At 68.8% G+C, this 15,793-nt stretch carries 18 protein-coding genes; 6 read left to right on the forward strand and 12 right to left on the reverse strand.

The annotated features are described in order from the left end of the window. Nucleotides 1-3: 3 nt before the first annotated feature. Nucleotides 4-321, reverse strand: coding sequence for an ArsR/SmtB family transcription factor (locus ABD212_RS13815; RefSeq protein ID WP_344095598.1), 318 nt, complete (start codon nucleotides 319-321; stop codon nucleotides 4-6). Next, nucleotides 318-797 carry an SRPBCC family protein gene (locus tag ABD212_RS13820; RefSeq protein ID WP_344095600.1) on the reverse strand — a complete coding sequence of 160 codons (480 nt, stop codon included), beginning with the start codon at nucleotides 795-797 and terminating at the stop codon, nucleotides 318-320. Before ABD212_RS13820 ends, ABD212_RS13815 begins: the two co-directional genes overlap by 4 nt. Nucleotides 798-1,064: 267 nt before the next feature. Here ABD212_RS13820 and ABD212_RS13825 point away from each other — a divergent pair, with 267 nt between their 5' ends. Both ABD212_RS13825 and ABD212_RS13830 read left to right on the forward strand, forming a co-directional pair. Beyond that, complete coding sequence (locus ABD212_RS13825; RefSeq protein WP_344095602.1) at nucleotides 1,065-1,622, forward strand: PadR family transcriptional regulator; 558 nt, start codon at nucleotides 1,065-1,067, stop codon at nucleotides 1,620-1,622. Nucleotides 1,623-1,660: 38 nt separating this feature from the next. Continuing rightward, on the forward strand, nucleotides 1,661-3,364 hold the full coding sequence (locus ABD212_RS13830; RefSeq protein WP_344095604.1) for an ABC1 kinase family protein: 1,704 nt from the start codon (nucleotides 1,661-1,663) through the stop codon (nucleotides 3,362-3,364). A gap of 18 nt (nucleotides 3,365-3,382) precedes the next feature. Here ABD212_RS13830 and ABD212_RS13835 read toward each other — a convergent pair whose 3' ends face one another. From ABD212_RS13835 to ABD212_RS13865, 7 genes are all read right to left on the reverse strand, one after another. Beyond that, entirely contained in the window at nucleotides 3,383-4,855 is a 1,473-nt protein-coding gene (locus ABD212_RS13835; RefSeq protein WP_344095606.1) for a glycoside hydrolase family 130 protein, read from the reverse strand. After that, complete coding sequence (locus tag ABD212_RS13840) at nucleotides 4,852-5,838, reverse strand: glycosyltransferase (protein ID WP_344095608.1); 987 nt, start codon at nucleotides 5,836-5,838, stop codon at nucleotides 4,852-4,854. Before ABD212_RS13840 ends, ABD212_RS13835 begins: the two co-directional genes overlap by 4 nt. 38 nt (nucleotides 5,839-5,876) lie before the next feature. Continuing rightward, entirely contained in the window at nucleotides 5,877-7,010 is a 1,134-nt protein-coding gene (locus ABD212_RS13845; RefSeq protein WP_344095610.1) for a glycosyltransferase, read from the reverse strand. A 137-nt stretch (nucleotides 7,011-7,147) separates the two neighbouring features. Beyond that, nucleotides 7,148-8,137, reverse strand: coding sequence for a glycosyltransferase family 4 protein (locus tag ABD212_RS13850; RefSeq protein ID WP_344095612.1), 990 nt, complete (start codon nucleotides 8,135-8,137; stop codon nucleotides 7,148-7,150). Between the two features lie 100 nt (nucleotides 8,138-8,237). Next, on the reverse strand, nucleotides 8,238-8,798 hold the full coding sequence (gene msrA, locus ABD212_RS13855) for a peptide-methionine (S)-S-oxide reductase MsrA (protein WP_344095614.1): 561 nt from the start codon (nucleotides 8,796-8,798) through the stop codon (nucleotides 8,238-8,240). Continuing rightward, the gene (gene msrB, locus ABD212_RS13860) at nucleotides 8,795-9,271 is read right to left on the reverse strand and encodes a peptide-methionine (R)-S-oxide reductase MsrB (protein WP_344095616.1); all 477 of its coding nucleotides are present in this window, start codon (nucleotides 9,269-9,271) and stop codon (nucleotides 8,795-8,797) included. The genes msrA and msrB overlap by 4 nt, the downstream gene beginning before the upstream one ends. A 106-nt stretch (nucleotides 9,272-9,377) precedes the next feature. Beyond that, on the reverse strand, nucleotides 9,378-9,953 hold the full coding sequence (locus tag ABD212_RS13865; RefSeq protein WP_344095618.1) for a DUF2510 domain-containing protein: 576 nt from the start codon (nucleotides 9,951-9,953) through the stop codon (nucleotides 9,378-9,380). A gap of 145 nt (nucleotides 9,954-10,098) precedes the next feature. Here ABD212_RS13865 and ABD212_RS13870 point away from each other — a divergent pair, with 145 nt between their 5' ends. The 3 genes from ABD212_RS13870 to ABD212_RS13880 all read left to right on the forward strand — a co-directional run bounded on the left by ABD212_RS13870 (nucleotide 10,099) and on the right by ABD212_RS13880 (nucleotide 12,727). Next, nucleotides 10,099-11,073: an SDR family oxidoreductase gene (locus ABD212_RS13870; RefSeq protein ID WP_344095620.1), complete on the forward strand. Its 975-nt coding sequence runs from the start codon at nucleotides 10,099-10,101 to the stop codon at nucleotides 11,071-11,073. Between the two features lie 265 nt (nucleotides 11,074-11,338). Next, nucleotides 11,339-12,085 carry an NUDIX hydrolase gene (locus ABD212_RS13875; RefSeq protein ID WP_344095622.1) on the forward strand — a complete coding sequence of 249 codons (747 nt, stop codon included), beginning with the start codon at nucleotides 11,339-11,341 and terminating at the stop codon, nucleotides 12,083-12,085. 276 nt (nucleotides 12,086-12,361) lie between these two features. Continuing rightward, the gene (locus ABD212_RS13880; RefSeq protein ID WP_344095624.1) at nucleotides 12,362-12,727 is read left to right on the forward strand and encodes a VOC family protein; all 366 of its coding nucleotides are present in this window, start codon (nucleotides 12,362-12,364) and stop codon (nucleotides 12,725-12,727) included. A gap of 21 nt (nucleotides 12,728-12,748) precedes the next feature. Here ABD212_RS13880 and ABD212_RS13885 read toward each other — a convergent pair whose 3' ends face one another. The 3 genes from ABD212_RS13885 to ABD212_RS13895 all read right to left on the reverse strand — a co-directional run bounded on the left by ABD212_RS13885 (nucleotide 12,749) and on the right by ABD212_RS13895 (nucleotide 14,976). After that, entirely contained in the window at nucleotides 12,749-13,780 is a 1,032-nt protein-coding gene (locus tag ABD212_RS13885) for an LLM class flavin-dependent oxidoreductase (RefSeq protein WP_344095626.1), read from the reverse strand. Between the two features lie 56 nt (nucleotides 13,781-13,836). Continuing rightward, nucleotides 13,837-14,589: a YidC/Oxa1 family membrane protein insertase gene (locus ABD212_RS13890; protein WP_344095628.1), complete on the reverse strand. Its 753-nt coding sequence runs from the start codon at nucleotides 14,587-14,589 to the stop codon at nucleotides 13,837-13,839. 99 nt (nucleotides 14,590-14,688) lie between these two features. Further along, nucleotides 14,689-14,976 (reverse strand): DUF6412 domain-containing protein, encoded by a 288-nt coding sequence (locus tag ABD212_RS13895; RefSeq protein WP_344095630.1) that lies wholly within the window; start codon nucleotides 14,974-14,976, stop codon nucleotides 14,689-14,691. A gap of 137 nt (nucleotides 14,977-15,113) precedes the next feature. Here ABD212_RS13895 and ABD212_RS13900 point away from each other — a divergent pair, with 137 nt between their 5' ends. After that, nucleotides 15,114-15,605, forward strand: a complete 492-nt coding sequence (locus ABD212_RS13900; protein WP_344095632.1) for a bifunctional nuclease family protein — start codon at nucleotides 15,114-15,116, stop codon at nucleotides 15,603-15,605. Nucleotides 15,606-15,793 lie beyond the last annotated feature (188 nt).

Raw genomic sequence — 15,793 nt, forward strand, 5'->3', positions numbered from 1 at the left:
GGGTCAGAGGCCCTCGGCGATCCGCTTGATCGCGGCGAGGCGGCGGTCCCACTCGGCGCCGATGGCGTCCAGGCGGCGCGCGGTGTCGGTCAGCTGCTTGCCGAGCACCCGGTACTGCACCTCGCGCCCGACGCGGATCGGCTCGACGAGGCCGACCTCCTGCAGCACGGCGAGGTGCTTCGCGATCGCCTGACGGGTCACCGGCAGGCGCCCGGCGAGGGCGGACGCCGAAGCGTCGCCCTCGCCGAGCGCTGCGAGGATGCTCCACCGGGTCTCGTCTCCGAGCGCGGCGAACACCGGAACCAGCGTGTCGGTGGTCACGAGCCGCCCTCGAGCAGGGCCACGAGCTTGTCGAGCTCGGAGTCCCAGCCTTCGCGGTGGCTCTCGAGGTTGGCCGAGGGGTCGGATGTGGTGTCGAACCCGGTCTCGACCACCGTGAGCCGCGTGCCGTCGGGCACCGCCTCGAGGGTGAACGTGAACACGGTCGAGTGCTCGGGGTCGACCTCGCTCGCGAGCTCGCCGAGCGCGTCGTCGTTGCCCCACCGGTACGAGACCAGATGGGGAGCCTCGATCGCCTCGACGCGCAGCGGCACCGTGCCGTAGCCGGGGAACGTGAGGGTTCCGCGGGTGCCGACGCCGCTGCCGTCGAAGTCGGCCGTGCCGAACCACATCGAGATGTGCTCCGGCTCGGTGACCGCGGTCCACACCTTCTCGATCGCCGCGGCGATGTGAATCGTGCGCCGTACGGCCAAGCGATCCTGGTCGACCACGGATGCTTCGTTGGTTGTCATGCTCATGATCATCCTTCTCCTCATCGACATTGTGTGAGAGATCGCGGTGCGGGTGGTGAGCTGACTTTGATGTCGCCCGCAGAGCGATCCATGTATTGCAACGCCATGGTTGCACATCACTCGAGGAAATGCAATCAAATAGTTGCAGTTATCTGCCGGCATCGGCATCCTCGCCCGTGCCGGGGCGCGTACTCGGGCCTGGTGGAATTCGGGTGAACGATATATCGTCATATATCGTCGAGATCGGAATGCCGGTCACAAAGGGAGGTCATCATGGGCAGCGCATACGAAAGTTTCGCAGGACGCAACCGCGGACAGGGCTCGGGGTGGCCCACCGCCGGACTGTTCGAGGCGATGGATCAGCTGCGTTCGGTGTTCGAGCAGCGCGTCGGGCCCCGCATGGGCCGCGGAGACGTGCGAGCGGCGGTCCTGGCACTGCTCGCGGAGCAGCCGATGCACGGCTATCAGATCATTCGCGAGATCGAAGAGCGCAGCGGCGGCTCGTGGAAGCCCAGCCCCGGCTCGGTGTACCCGACGCTGCAGCTGCTCGTGGACGAAGGCCTGGTCAGCGCGGAGGAGTCGAACGGTCGCAAGACCTACTCCCTCACCGACGCGGGCCGGCAGGAGACCGAGGGCGCGGGCCCGGCACCCTGGGAGGCGTCCGGCACGAAGGATTCCCCAGGCATCGGGGCACTGCCGAAGGCGGGCATCGACCTCGCTCAGGCGGCCGCGCAGGTCGGCCGCTCGGGAACCTCGGAACAGGTCAAGGAGGCAGTGGCCGTGCTCGACGAGGCTCGTCGTAAGCTCTATTCGATCCTCGCTCAAGACTGACCCGGGTGCCACCGGCACGTCGGCGTCAAGGAGACGCGATGCCCGACGACCGAATCACGCGCGCCCGCTATCGCCGCATTCTGCGGTTCGCGGCCCGCTACATGGCGCAGGCATGGTGGTTCGAGCTCTTCCTGCCGCGCATCGGGCTCGCGAGACTCTCGGCGCGGCGACGCGCTGCCCGGCTCGAGCACATCGCCAAGCGCTTCCACGTGCTCGCCGTCAGCCTCGGCGGTCTCATGATCAAGGTCGGTCAGTTCATGTCGTCGCGCCTGGACGTGCTGCCACCGGAGATCACCCGCGAGCTCGAAGGTCTGCAGGACGAGGTACCCGCGGTGCCGTTCGAGTTGATGCGACGCTCCGCCGAGGAAGAGCTGGGGATGCCGCTCGAACGCGCCTTCGCGTCGGTTGACCCGACACCGCTGGCTGCGGCATCCCTCGGCCAGGCACACCGGGCACGGCTCGCGCCGCTCGACGCGGCAGAGACCGGGCTCGACGGGGTCGTCGTGAAGATCCAGCGCCCTGGGATCGACGCGATCGTGGCGGTCGACCTGTCGGCGCTGCGGCGGGTGGCGGGATGGCTCAGCCGCGTCCGCATCGTCGCCGACCACGTGGATCTGCCCGCGCTCGTCGAGGAGTTCGCTCAGACGAGCCTCGAGGAGATCGACTATATCCACGAGGCGGCAGGTGCTGAGCGATTCGCGGCCAGCTTCAAGGGGGACTCTCGCGTGGATGCGCCGGCGGTCGTCTGGGAGCGGACGACGCGGCGTCTGCTGACCCTCGCCGACGTCACCGCGATCAAGATCAATGACGTCGACGGCCTGCGAACAGCAGGAATCGACCCGTCGTCGGTGGCAGCGGAGTTCGCCGAGGTCATGTTCGACCAGCTCTTCTCACACGGCTACTTCCACGCCGATCCTCATCCCGGCAACATCTTCGTCACACCGTTGGATGGCGGCGCCGCCGCGGGTGAGCCGGCATGGAAGCTGACGTTCATCGACTTCGGAATGATGGGCGAGGTCCCCGACTCCCTCCGCCGGGGTCTGCAGCGTCTGCTGATCGCCGTCGCCGCGCGGGACGGCAAAGGACTGGTCGACAGCATCCGTGACGTGGGCGTGCTGCTGCCCTCCGCCGACACCGCCGACCTGGAACGGGCGATGACCCAGCTCTTCGCCCGCTTCGGCGGGATGGGCTTCGCCGAGCTGCAGCAGGTCGACCCGCGCGAGTTCCGCGACTTCGCGACCGAATTCGGGGATGTCGTGCGCTCGCTGCCGTTCCAGCTGCCCGAGAACTTCCTGCTCATCGTCCGCGCCATGTCGCTGACCTCCGGCATGTGCAGCTCTCTGGATCCCTCCTTCAATGTGTGGAACGCCGTCGAGCCCTATGCAGGCCAGCTGCTGCGTGATGAGGGCGGCAACGCCGTACAGGCGTTCGCCAAGCAGGCTGTCTCCGTCGCCGGGGTCTATGCGCGCCTGCCGCAGCGCCTGGACGAGCTGGCGACACGCCTCGAGAACGGCAGGGTGGTCGTCGACAACTCGCGGCTCGAGCGGCGTGTGGAGCGCCTCGAACGGATGGGGCGGCGGATCGTCTCGGCGATCCTGTTCGTCGGCCTTTTCGTCGGCGGCATCCTGCTTCGGCCGGCCGCGCCGGCGTTCGGCGCGATCCTCAAAGCGGCGGCTGTGGTTCCACTGGTGCACTCGATGTTCGCCGGGATCCTCGGGAGGCGCGGACCCGGCTCATCCTGATCCCGTGCGGTCGAACCGTCAGAGCGCGAAGCGCGTCTCGGGCATGGCGTCCCACAGCGCATCGAGGGCGATGGAATAGACGCGGATACGGGAATCCCCGACCCCGACAGGAATCCAGACGGTGTCTCGGTGCAGGATCCCGCCGCACGAGTACACCACTCGCGGCACGTAGCCGTTCATCGCCTCGCCCTCGGGCCGCAGCAGCGGAACCCTCGCCCGCCGTATGACCCGAGTCGGGTCGTCGAGGTCTAGCAGCAGCGCCCCGAGCGAATAGGTGCGCAGCGGGCCCACCCCATGAGTGAGCACGAGCCAGCCCTCGGAGGTCTCGATCGGCGCCCCGCAGTTGCCGAGCTGGATGAGCTCCCAGATCTCGGTGGGGGCATACAGGATGCCCAGGTCCTCCCACACGAGGCCATCGTCCGATCCGGCGAGCGAGATGTTCTCGCCGTCGCCCCTGCTGACCGCCAGGTGCCGGCCGTGAATCAGTCGCGGAAACAGGGCCATGCCCTTGTTCCGCGCACCGCTGCCGGTGAGCCGGTGCGATTCGAAGGACAGCAGATCCGGCGAGGTCAGCAGACGGGGCGCGATGTCCCGGCCGTTGTAGGCGGTGTAGGTGGCGCGGTACTGCGGCGCGTCATCGCCGCCGAGGAAGCGGACGAATCGCGCGTCCTCCACCCCGTGGTCCTCGTCGGGAACGACCGGCAGGAGCACCCGCCCACTCAGTCCGACATCGGCGGAGAACCTCGCGCGGTAGGCGGATTCCGCCACCTCACGCAGCGCCGACAGCGTGGATCGGCTGCTCGGTCGCCGGACGAGCTGAGGATGGAGCGAGTCGATGGCGGTCTCGAGGTGACCGACTCCGAACCGCTCGGGCAGGGTCGGAATCACCGCGCTGGCAAGGTCGTCCAGCTTGTCCTCGGCATCCAGGGCGTGACCGAAATGCGATCGCGACCATTCTCCGCCGGAGATCTCCCCCCGCTCGAGCGGTGCCCGGCGCGGCATGAACGTCCAGGTGTCATCGGCGCCGATCACCGCCTCGGCGAATCCGATCGACGAGATGTGGCCCTCGCCGATGCACCGCAGCGACACGGCGACTCGAAGCTCGTCTTCCCCGAGGTCGTCCTGGGAAGGATGCACCACAGCGCTGGGGTTGCACAGTGCAGCCCCTTCGACCGCGAACTGTGCAGTGAACGCCGAGCCGACAACGACCAGCTGTGCCGGCGTGAGACGGCGGTGCGCCGTGACGCGATCAGTGACAGCACGCGCGTTCATCGTCAGCACGCCCTCGGCATCCGGCTGCTGCGTCGCGAAGTCGGCGAGGATCCCGCGCGCGACATCGTCGAGTTCGCGCGGAGGCATGGCAAGCACGCGCTCGATGATCTGACTCATGCGTGAGTGAGCGGTGGGCGTGCCCTCGCCGGGGAGGAAGAACCGCGAGACCACCCGCGACGGGTCGTGGTCGAGCGAAGCGCTGTGTGCCCGCAATGTCACGGTGACACCCTATCGAGCACTCCCGTTCTTCTGGCTTGCTGATAGGTGCCCAGCGCGGCGAGCGTCGACTCAGCGCCGCGGTTCTCGTTGCGGCCGCCGGCTGTGAGTCCGTCATAGCCGGCGCCGGTGTCAGCGTCGAACAGTCTCGCGCCGCTGTCATTGTCGCCCTCGAACCACGCCCAGGCGACGCCGACGTGGTCTCGCCAGATCGGATCCGCGGTGAGGTCATAAGCCCGGCTGCAGGCATCGGCGATCGCCGCCACCTCGATCGGCTGCTGATCGAACTGCACATCGCGTTCACCCGGCCCTCGGCCCTCGACTCCGGTGACCGACAGATGCCCGTCGCGTGTCTCGATGTCGAGCAGGAACCGCAGCATCGCGAGGCCTCGATCGAGAAGGCGCTCGTCGTCGAGCGTCGTGCCCGCCGCCAGAAGCGCCTCGGCGAGCGATGCGTTCGCGTACCGTAGGCGCGGCTCGGGCCACTGCCAGGGCGCGGACGGCCCGTCGACCGCGAGTACCGCTGCGGCATCACGCAGGATCGCTCGAGCGTTGGGATCGTCGGGCTGGACGAGGCACACCTCCGCCGCACCGAGTGCGGCGAATGCCAAAGCTCTCACGTGGACAGATCGCGCAGATCCGGCTCGCCGGAACGCGGCGAGCGCACGGTCGCGCAGCGTGGTCTCGCGACCGTGCGCGGCCACGAAACCCAGTGCCCAGAGCGCCCGGCCCCACCAGTCGCCGAGGCCGGCGTCATCCGTCCACTCGCCGGTCGGCGACATCCGGTTGTGCACGCGCCCGTCGCCCACGACGGCACGGTCGACGAGCCGGAAGCAGACCTCGATGAGGCGCCGGGTCACGGGGGTGTCGGAGGGCTCGCGCATGAGCACGATCAGCGCACGCGCAGCATCATCGAGGCAGTACCCGTGCTCAGGTCGCGGGACGTCGAAGCGGCAGTGCTCGAACAGCCCGCGCTCATCTGTCATCGCGTCGAGATGTGCGAGAGGGAGGGATGCCGGTCTGCTCATGCCGCTTCGACGTCATCGATGGACTCTGCCAGCAGTCGGTACTGCTCGGCGACCACCGGCCAGGTTGCGAGGTGCGACTCCTGCAGGGCGGCCTGATGCATCTCCTCCGCGGTTCCGCTCGTCGTCAGGATGCGCCGAATGGCCATCGCCATCGCCTCCGGGTCGGAATGCGGGACGAGCTGGCCGGCCCCGCTCGAGAGCAGTTCCATGGCGTGCGGGAACGGTGTCGATACCACCGGAATGCCCGCCGCAACGGCTTCGGCGAGGACGCCCGAGGTCGCCTGCTCGTGCGAAACGTAGGGCAGCAGGACGACGTCGGCACTCATGATGAGGCCGTCGAGGTCCGCGGCGTCGACGTACCGGTCGTCGAAAGTGACCCGATCCTGCAGGCCGAGTTCCGCAACGAGGCTCTGGAGGCCCCGGCGATAGCGCTCACCCTCGTGCGCGAGCACCTTGGGGTGGGTCTGGCCGGAGATGACGTACTCAACCGGGATGTCGAGATCACGCAGCCGGGCGACGGCGCGAATGCCCCATTCCAGGCCTTTGCCGGCGGAGATCAGACCCCACGTGAGGACACGTTTGAGGTCCGAGTGATGTGCCGCCGTCTCGGCGTGACGCGACGGGACACCGTGGGGGATCACCGTCACCTTCGCGGCGCTCACCCCGTACTCGTCGAGCAGGATCGCCGCGGCGTTGTCCGTCATCACCACGACCGCCGCCGACGCCCCGCAGACGGCTTGGAGCACCGAGCGCTGGTGACCCGTCGGCGCTGCGAGCACCGTGTGGAGCACGACGATCACCGGAACCGACAGCGTGTTCAGCAGCGTCACCGCTTCGTCCCCGTCGCGGCCGCCGTAGATGCCGTACTCATGCTGCACGATCGCCACGTCGCACGCATTCAGCGCTTCCACCGCTGTGCGCATGCTCGCGGGGTCGTCAGGCCACAACTCGGCCGAGACCAGGGACCGCTCACCCATGCTCCGACCGCGCTGTTCGGATCCATCGAGCACTCGCACGATCATGGCCGAATCGGACGGCGGTGCCGTCATCTCGGCGGCGAGCGCCTCGGTGAACGTGGCCAGACCGCATCGGGTCGGGGGGTAGGTGGAAACGAATCCGAAGCGTGTCATCGCGATCCTCTCGGTGCTCGTGCGGCGGATAGCCGGGCGCTGCGACGAGACAGCGAATTCGCCTGGCGGTCCTCAGGCGCGCTGATGGCGATTACAGCACGGCGGGCCGAGCACACACCGAGGGTTGACAGCGGGCTTCATGCCAGCAAGGTCTCGTAGACCCTGAGATAGTCGTCGACCATCCGCTCCACGTCGAATCTCCCGCGCGCCCGTTCGCGCACGCGTCCGCGGTCGAGCTCGCGCAGGCGCGCGACGGCGCCGACGGCACCATCGAGATCGTCGACGAGGAAACCCGTCACGCCCTCGTCGACCACCTCGGGCATCGATCCGCGGCGGTAGGCGATGACGGGGGTGCCGCAGGCCATCGCCTCGATCACCGACAGGCCGAACGGCTCATCGAAGTGGATCGGGTGAAGCAGCGCGGACGCCGAGCCGAGCAGATCCGCGCGATCGGCCGGGCCGACCGATCCTCGATAGATCACGCGCTCGCCGTCGATGAACGGTTCGACTTGCTCGGAGAAGTAGGCATCGTCCTGGACGATCCCGCAGAGGACGAGTCGCCTCCCCGCCCGCCGGGCGATCTCGATCGCGTCGGCCGTCCCCTTGTCAGGATGGATCCGCCCGAAGACGACCAGGTCGTCTCCCACGACGGGGACGGCCTCGAACTCCGCCATGTCGATGCCGTGGTAGACGGTGGCGATGTATTCGAGTTCGGGTGTGCGGTCCGCGTCCGAGATAGACACGAACGCGGACGAGGCGCGGCGGTACGCCGGGAGGATGGCGGGACCCGAGAAGCCGTGGATGGTCGTCACGAGCGGCGCATGCCACGATCCTGCGAAGGCGAGGGGCAGCCAGTCGAGGTGACTGTGGACCAGGTCGAATGCGCCGGACAGCTCCATCGCGCGGCCGACATGCAGGGCTTCCCAGACGCGACCGTCGAGACGATCGTCCTCCTCGTATCCGTGCGGCGCGACGGCTTCGAGGCGCGCCGACGTGAGGGAGTCGGCGGTGGCGAAGAGGGTCACATCGACCCCGCGCCGCACGAGTCCCTCGGTGAGGAGGCTCGTCACGCGCTCCCACGGTCCGTAGTGCCGCGGCGGTGTTCGCCAGGCGATGGGGCCCAGCATCCCGATCCTCATCGTCCCCCTGCCGAGACTCTGGATGGCCGACGATTTCGAGCGGTGGATGCCGCGACGCGCCGGTCGCGGCATCCACAGCTCTTCGTCCCTAGGCGGGGGCGGAGGCGTCCGCCCGCTTGGGCAGCACCCATCCCGCGCGCGGGAAGTGGCACGTGTACCCGTTCGGGTAGGTGATCAGGTAGTCCTGGTGCTCGGGCTCGGCCTCCCAGAACGGGCCCGCGGGCTCGATGGTCGTGACCGCGTCGCCCGGCCAGAGGCCGGAGGCATCCACGTCGGCGATCGTGTCGCGCGCGACCCGCTCCTGCTCGGGTGTGAGCGGGAAGATCGCCGACCGATAGCTCGAGCCGATGTCGTTCCCCTGGCGGTTCAGGGTCGAAGGGTCGTGGATCTGGAAGAAGAACGCCAGGATGTCGCGATACGACGTCTTCGCGGGATCGAAGACGATCTCCACAGCCTCGGCGTGCCCGGGGTGGTTGCGATACGTCGCGTGGTCGTTCCTCCCCCCGGTGTAGCCCACGCGTGTGTCGAGCACGCCGGGCTGGCGGCGGATGAGGTCTTCCATGCCCCAGAAGCAGCCGCCGGCAAGGACCGCGGTCTCGGAGCCCGGGGTCTGGGTGATGATTCCGGTGTCTGTGCGTCCACTGGTCATGATGCGTGCTCCTCGGTGTGGGTGTCGGTTGTGTCGAAGCGCGAGCGGTACTCACCGTAGCCCTGCTCGTCGAGCTCGGCGACGGGCACGAAGCGCAGCGACGCCGAATTCATGCAGTATCTCAGGCCGCCGGCATCCCTGGGCCCGTCCTTGAAGACGTGCCCCAGGTGGCTGTCGGCTCCCGATGAGCGCACCTCGGTGCGCGGCATGAGCAGCTTCCAGTCGGTCTTGGTCGTGACGGCCTCGGGGTCGATCGGCTTGGTGAAGCTCGGCCAGCCGGTTCCGCTGTCGTACTTGTCGGTCGACGAGAAGAGGGGCTGACCCGAGACGATGTCGACGTAGATTCCGGGGGCATGGTTGCTCCAGTACTCGTTGCGGAACGCCGGCTCGGTGCCGTCGTTCTGCGTCACGGCGAACTGGGTGTCGGTGAGGCGGCTGAGCGCCTCGGGGGACTTGCTGTAGTCGGTGGACACGATTCCTCCTTGTGATGACGCGGCTGGGTGCGGCGTCATAGAGCAGAACGGATGCCGAGGGCCATTTGGTCCCGGAAACCTGTGAGCGAGCCGTGAATCGGCGCGCTCACCGATAGCGATAGTGCTCCGACACGTTGTTGATCCAGGTCACGAACTGGCGTGCCTCGGCATCCTGTCCGGCAGCCACCATTGCGAGCCAGACCTGGCCCGCGACTTCGACGAGGAGGTAGTTGGCCATGCTGTCGAGCGTCCGTGGCAGAAGCCGGGGCGTGATCAGCCCGGACGGCCCGTAGAGCGCGCGGGCCCCAGCCGGCCTGCTGAGCCTCCCGCGCTTGAGGAGTTCTGCGCCGCTGACATACGAGGCGATGGCACCCGCGACAGGCTGGCTCCACGCGCCGAAGTGGATCCATCGACCGTCGACCACGATGCCGGCGAGCGACTGCTCCTCGCCGCTGAAGCGGGACGCGTTCGTCCAGCGGGCCCCGTCCCACCATCGCTGTCGTCCACGGCCGTCGTCGTACCATCCCGGCTGAGCGGGAACGCCGGCCGGCGGCGCCCCGGTGTGCAGGTCGGTATACCGCTCGTGCAGGTCGACGTAGTGTTCGGTCCAGCGCATTCCGTCCCACCAGCGCTGTTTGCCCGTGCCGTCGTCGTACCAGCCCGCTTCCGGTGCCGTCGCCATGCATCGAGACTAAAGGCATGCGCCGCCGTGTGGCGCCTGATCCCAGCCCGATCGCGGACGCTTCCGGGTCGCATCGTCGACCGGCTAGAGTGTGCTCGATCAGCGCCACCCGATTCCGTGTCCGCCCTCGCCGAGAAGACCCCAGATGGTTTCGCCGCGAACCTCGCGCTGGAACGTCCGCCTGCCCGACCTCGCCGGCAGCCGGGCTCTCGTCACCGGTGCGAGCGACGGCGTGGGCGTCGAGATCGCCCGCGGTCTCGCGGGGGCCGGTGCGGACGTGGTGCTGCCGGTTCGCACCCGCGCCAAGGGCGAGCGCGCGATCGCCGGCATCCGCGCGGAGCTGCCGCGGGCGTCGATCGACCTCGTGGATCTGGATCTCGCCGACCTCGGTTCGGTTCGCCGGTGCGCCGAGGCTCTGCACACCGACGGACGAGCGATAGATCTCGTCGTGCTCAACGCCGGGATGATCGCGCTGGGGCAGCGGCAGCGAAGCACGAGCGTGGATGGTCTCGAGCTGCACTTCCAGACGAACCACCTCGGCCATTTCGCCCTCGTGGCGGCGATTCTGCCGCTCCTGTCGCGCGGCAGGGCGCGGGTGACGGCGCAGAGCAGTCTTGCCGCCGCACATCTGGGCATCCACTGGGATGACCTGCAGCTGGAGCGGGGCTACTCCGCCTTCAAGGCATACGGGGCGTCCAAGGTGGCGCTGAGCCTCTTCGCTCTCGAGCTCGGGCGCCGCAGCGACGCGGCGGGCTGGGGCATCACCACAAATCTCTCCCATCCCGGCATCGCCATCACGAACATCGGTCCCGCGGCACTGCGCGACAGCCGCCGGGTTGGAGTTCGCATCGCCCGGCGCGCGATGGAGGCCGGTGTCGGCGGGACGCCGGCCGAGGCATCCCTCACCGCCCAATTCGCGGTCGCGAGTCCGGATGCCGCCCCCGGCACTCTGTACGGACCGGGCGGCTTCATGCATCTTCAGGGTCCGCCACGGCCGCAGCCGATCTATCGAAGGGTCAGCGACGTCGCCGCGGCGGAACGGATCTGGGCGATCTCCGAGCAGATCGCCGGTGTGCGGTTTCCCGCGGTCGTGGCGCGAGGCGACCAGGGTTCTTCGTAGCCTCGGCGAGTCGGGATGCGGCCGGGATCCGCACTGCCGCTTCGGCGGGGCCGCTGACCCGAAGTTCGTCGATCGGTGTGCGCCGCGTGACGGCGGGGTTCATGAGAACCCGCGGCCGCCGTGGGTGCGCCGCAGACTCTCTCGCGCGAGCTCCTGCAGGGTCTGCGGATGGCCCAGCTGCCCGCATTGGGGAGCAGCGAGTCGATGCCCTCGCGGCCCGTCGCATTACGACTGCGGTGCAGGCGGACGGGCGTAGCCTGAAGGAATGCCCGCCGACCACACCCCGCCTAGGGCGCGGGCGCAGCTCGACGCCGTCGCCCGCTCCGCGGCCACCGGTGACGGTGCGCGGGTCTTCGCATCGCTCGCCGACCTGCCGGACACGCCCGATGCCCGCTCCGCGGCGGTGCTGATCCTGTTCGGTGTGCTCGACTCGTTCCCCAGCGACCATGACGCGCGCGCCGGCGCCGTCTCACGCGACCTGGATGTGCTGCTGCTGGCCCGCGCCTCGACGCTGCGATCGCATCCGGGGCAGGTCGCGTTCCCGGGCGGGCGGGTCGATCCCGGCGATGACGGACCGATTGCGGCGGCCCTCCGCGAGGCCCGCGAAGAGACCGGGCTCGATCCGGCCGGCGTCGAAGTGCTCGGCATGCTCGAGAGCATCCCGCTCGTCTATTCGCAGCACCTCGTGACGCCCGTCCTCGCATGGTGGCGGCATCCCTCACCCATTCGGGTCGTGGACGAAGCGGAGTCCTCCGATGTCTTCCGCGCACCCGTCGCCGACCTGCTCGATCCCGCGAACCGCGGATCCACGGTGATCCGGCGCGACGGCCAGGAGTGGCGCGGGCCGGGCTTCCTCGTGCGGCATGCGAATGGCCAGCACCTCGTGTGGGGCTTCACCGGGATGCTGCTCGACGGACTCTTCGACCGTCTGGGGTGGACCGAGCCCTGGGATGCCACGCGCGAGCTGCCGCTCGCGCTGCCCGAGTTCGACGAATCCGAAGCGAGTCGCTGAACCGACTGGAGGGGGCGGATCAGCGCTCGATCTGAGGGTCGGGATCTGGTCGATCCAACGGTGGGAGTGCGCGCCGTCGAGCTGGTCGGAATGCTGGATGCCGTCCAGCCGGAGTTCCGCGACCGGCTGCTGTGCCACCGCCCGGACCTACCGTGTCGACCCCGAACGCAAGGTGTCTGTCTTCACGCCCGCAGCGGGGGCGACGCCGCGCGGCCATCCAGGGCACGGCACCCTCTGCCTCTTCACTCGCGCGGCGCACGGCCGTAGGTTCGAGGCATGGCGGATCGCGCAGTGCCGAACCTTCCCTCACGCGACTTCGACGTCACGGTCGCGTTCTACGGCGGATTCGGCTTCGAGGCGTCGTATCGGGACGGGGGCTGGCTGATCCTCAACCGCGGCAGCGTGGTGCTCGAGTTCTTCCTCGCTCCCGAACACGATCCCTACTCGAGCTGGTTCATGACGAGCGTCCGCATCGCCGACCTCGACACGCTGTATTCGGCGGTGCGAGACAGTGGCGTGCCCGAAGTGATCACCGGCATCCCCCGGCTCATTCCGGTCGCGCTCCGCGAGTGGGGACAGCGAGCGGGATACCTCATCGACCCCGACGGCACGCAGCTCCACCTCATCGAAGACGCCGGTTGAAGCGGCATCCGGCGATCGGCGTCAGCCGCGCGTGCTCACCCAGCCGAGCGCGGGGGCCACGTGCTCCGCGAACGACGCCACGACCCTGAGGTTGAACTCGACGCCCAGCTGGCTGGGGATCGTGAGCATCAGCGTGTCGGCCGACCGGATCGCCGCGTCCTCCAGCAGCTGCTCCACGAGGACGTCGGGTTCCGCCGCATAGGTCTTGCCGAAGGTCGAGCGGATGCCGTCGATCACCCCGATCTGGTCACCGTCCTGGCGGCCGCCGAAGTACATGTGGTCTTCGGCGGTCACCAGCGGGAAGATCGAGCGACTCACCGACACCCGCGGTTCGCCTGCGTGACCCGCGTCGCGCCAGGCGGTGCGGAACGCGTCGATCTGCTCAGCCTGCAGCAGGTCGAACGCCCGCCCGTCGGCCGCCGTGAGGAGCGTCGACGACATCAGGTTGACCCCGACGCGCCCCGCCCACTCGGCGGAGTCCCGATTGCCGGCACCCCACCAGACGCGCGAGCGAAGACCCGGCGACTGGGGCTCGATCCGCTGCATCCCGGTGGCCCCTGGACCGAATGCCGAGGTGGCGTCCCGCTCGGCGAGGCCCTCGCCCTCGATGGCGCGCAGGAAGAGGTCGAAGTGCTCGCGCGCGATGTCGGCGCCCCGAGGATCCTCCGACCCGGTGTAGCCGAAGGTCTCGTACCCGCGCACGACGGTCTCGGGTGAGCCGCGGCTGACGCCGAGCGCGAGCCTTCCGCCGCTGATCAGATCGACGGATGCCGCTTCTTCCGCGAGATGGAGCGGATTCTCGTATCTCATGTCGATGACGCCGGTGCCGACCTCGATGCGCTGGGTGCGCGCGGCGATCGCCGCGAGCAGCGGCATGGGCGAGGACTGCTGGCGCGCGAAGTGGTGGACGCGGAAATACGAGCCGTTCACGCCGAGGTCGTCAATGCCCTGTGCGAGGTCGATTGCCTGCAGCATCGAGTCCGCCGCGGTGAGCTGTCGCCCGCCGCCGAGGGGGCCGTAGTGTCCGAACGAGAGGGTTCCGAAGCGCTGCATGACGACTGCAACGGTAGTTCACCGGCACCCATTCCGGTGAATAGATCGGATCGGCATCAGCCGGAAGTCACGAGCAGCGGGTAGCGGCGGCGCAGAATGACTCGCTGCACGAGCGTCCACGCCACCGTGACCACGAGATAGAGGCCGGCGGCCAGCGGCACGAACATCGCGACGACGGCGGTTGCGAACTGGAGCACGCCCAGCAGGCGAAGAGGTCCCGCCGGCAATGAATCGCCGTCGGCGACGGGCACGGCGGGACGGAGCACCCGCCGCGTGACCTCACCCACGGCCGCGATCAGCAACACGACTGCGCCGAAGACGATCCACGTCGCGACGTCGGCGGTGCCGGCGGCGACCGAGCCCGCGAGGCCGGCGCCGAGTGGCACACCGAGCAGCGTGTGCGCGAGCAGGCCGTTCGGGTGTCCAGCGATCGTGGCATGAAGGAACACGGCGTAGAGCACGCCGACGAGGGGGGCTTGAATCAGGATCGGCAGGAAGCCCGCGAGCGGCGACGTGTTCTCGTCGCGGTAGAGCTGCACGGTTTCGCGCTGCAGCCGCTCCGGATCCTTGCGGTGGCGCTTCTGCAGTGCGCGAAGGCGCGGCGCGAGGCGCGCGTGAGTCTGTTCGTTCCTGGCTTGCGCGATGCCGACCGGGATGAGCATGGCGCGTACCAGGAGCGTGACGAGGACGATGGCCGCGGCAGCGGCTGAGGCACCGGCCACCGGCTGCAGCAGGGTGGTCAGGCCGGTAAGGCCGGCGTAGGCGAGGTCGAGGATGGCGGCGAGGGGAGGGAAGGCGAAGAAGTCCATGGTGGTATCCGTTCGTGGGAGCGATCAGGGGCTGATCGGCCACGAAGGGATGCCACGGCGCATCACACGCCGCTGGAGCGTGCGATGCCGGGGACTCGGTTACGCGGCCGCGGCCGCGAAACCCGGGGCTCGCGGGCGCGGATGGCCCGCGGCATCCGGATCGCTCTGTGCGAGCGGGGAAGAGGCGTCGATGCCCCGGACGGGCCGGGCGAGCGAAGGGGGTGCCGCGTCCGGCAGCGCGAGCGCCAGGACTGCCGCAGCGACGATCGCCGCCGACACGACGGCGACGGTGAGGCCCAGTGCGCCCAGCGAGCCCAGTTCGGGTGACGAGATCAGGCCGAGCGCCCCGAGCACGAGGTGCAGACTCGACAGGAGCGAGTCGAGCATGTCGCCCCCCTTCGCCTGAATTCGAGATCCCACGCTACACCGCGCGGCCTGAGTGCCGACCGCATGTGCGGGGCCCGGATCCGCATCGGGTGCCTACGATGGCACCAGGACGTGCGCGATCCGAAGGGAGAGCAGCGATGGTACAAGTCCGTGTGGCGGGTGTCGCCCTCGACGCCTCCGGCCAGCACGTCATCCTGCTGAAGCCGATCGACGAGATCCCCGGCGAGGGGATGCTGCTGCCGATCTGGATCGGCCAACTGGAATCCACTTCGATCCTGGTTGCCGTCGAGCGCGCTCCGGTGCCCCGCCCGATGGCGCACGATCTCATGGTGTCGATCATCGAGTCGCTCGGCGCGGAGGTGTCGCGCATCGAGGTCACCCGGATCGAAGAGGGCACCTTCTACGCCGAGATCACCCTGTCCAGCCCGCTCGGAGTGCGGGTGGTCGACGCCCGCCCGTCGGACTCCGTTGCACTGGCCTCGCGCATCGGTGCGCCGATCTGGGTCGCGGACGCGGTGATGGAGGATGCCGGTGTGCCGGACGTCCTCACCGAAACGGATGCGGCCGAGAGTCTCGACGAGTTCAAGAAGTTCCTCGACGAAGCGGAGCCCGAGGACTTCGAGGGTTGAGTGACGGGGTGCGCAAACGGCGTCGCCCCTTCGGGACGACGCCGTTCACAACGCGGAGGATAGGGTGTCTGGGTTCGCGACATAGGCGACAGGTGATAGGCGACACGTGAGTCGCGTCATAGGCGACAGTCTGGGTCGTGTCGAAGCATCGGGTCGTCGTGTTGAAGATCATCTCTGGAGAGTTCACG

The organism is Microbacterium deminutum (genome assembly GCF_039530205.1).
Lineage (GTDB): Bacteria > Actinomycetota > Actinomycetes > Actinomycetales > Microbacteriaceae > Microbacterium > Microbacterium deminutum.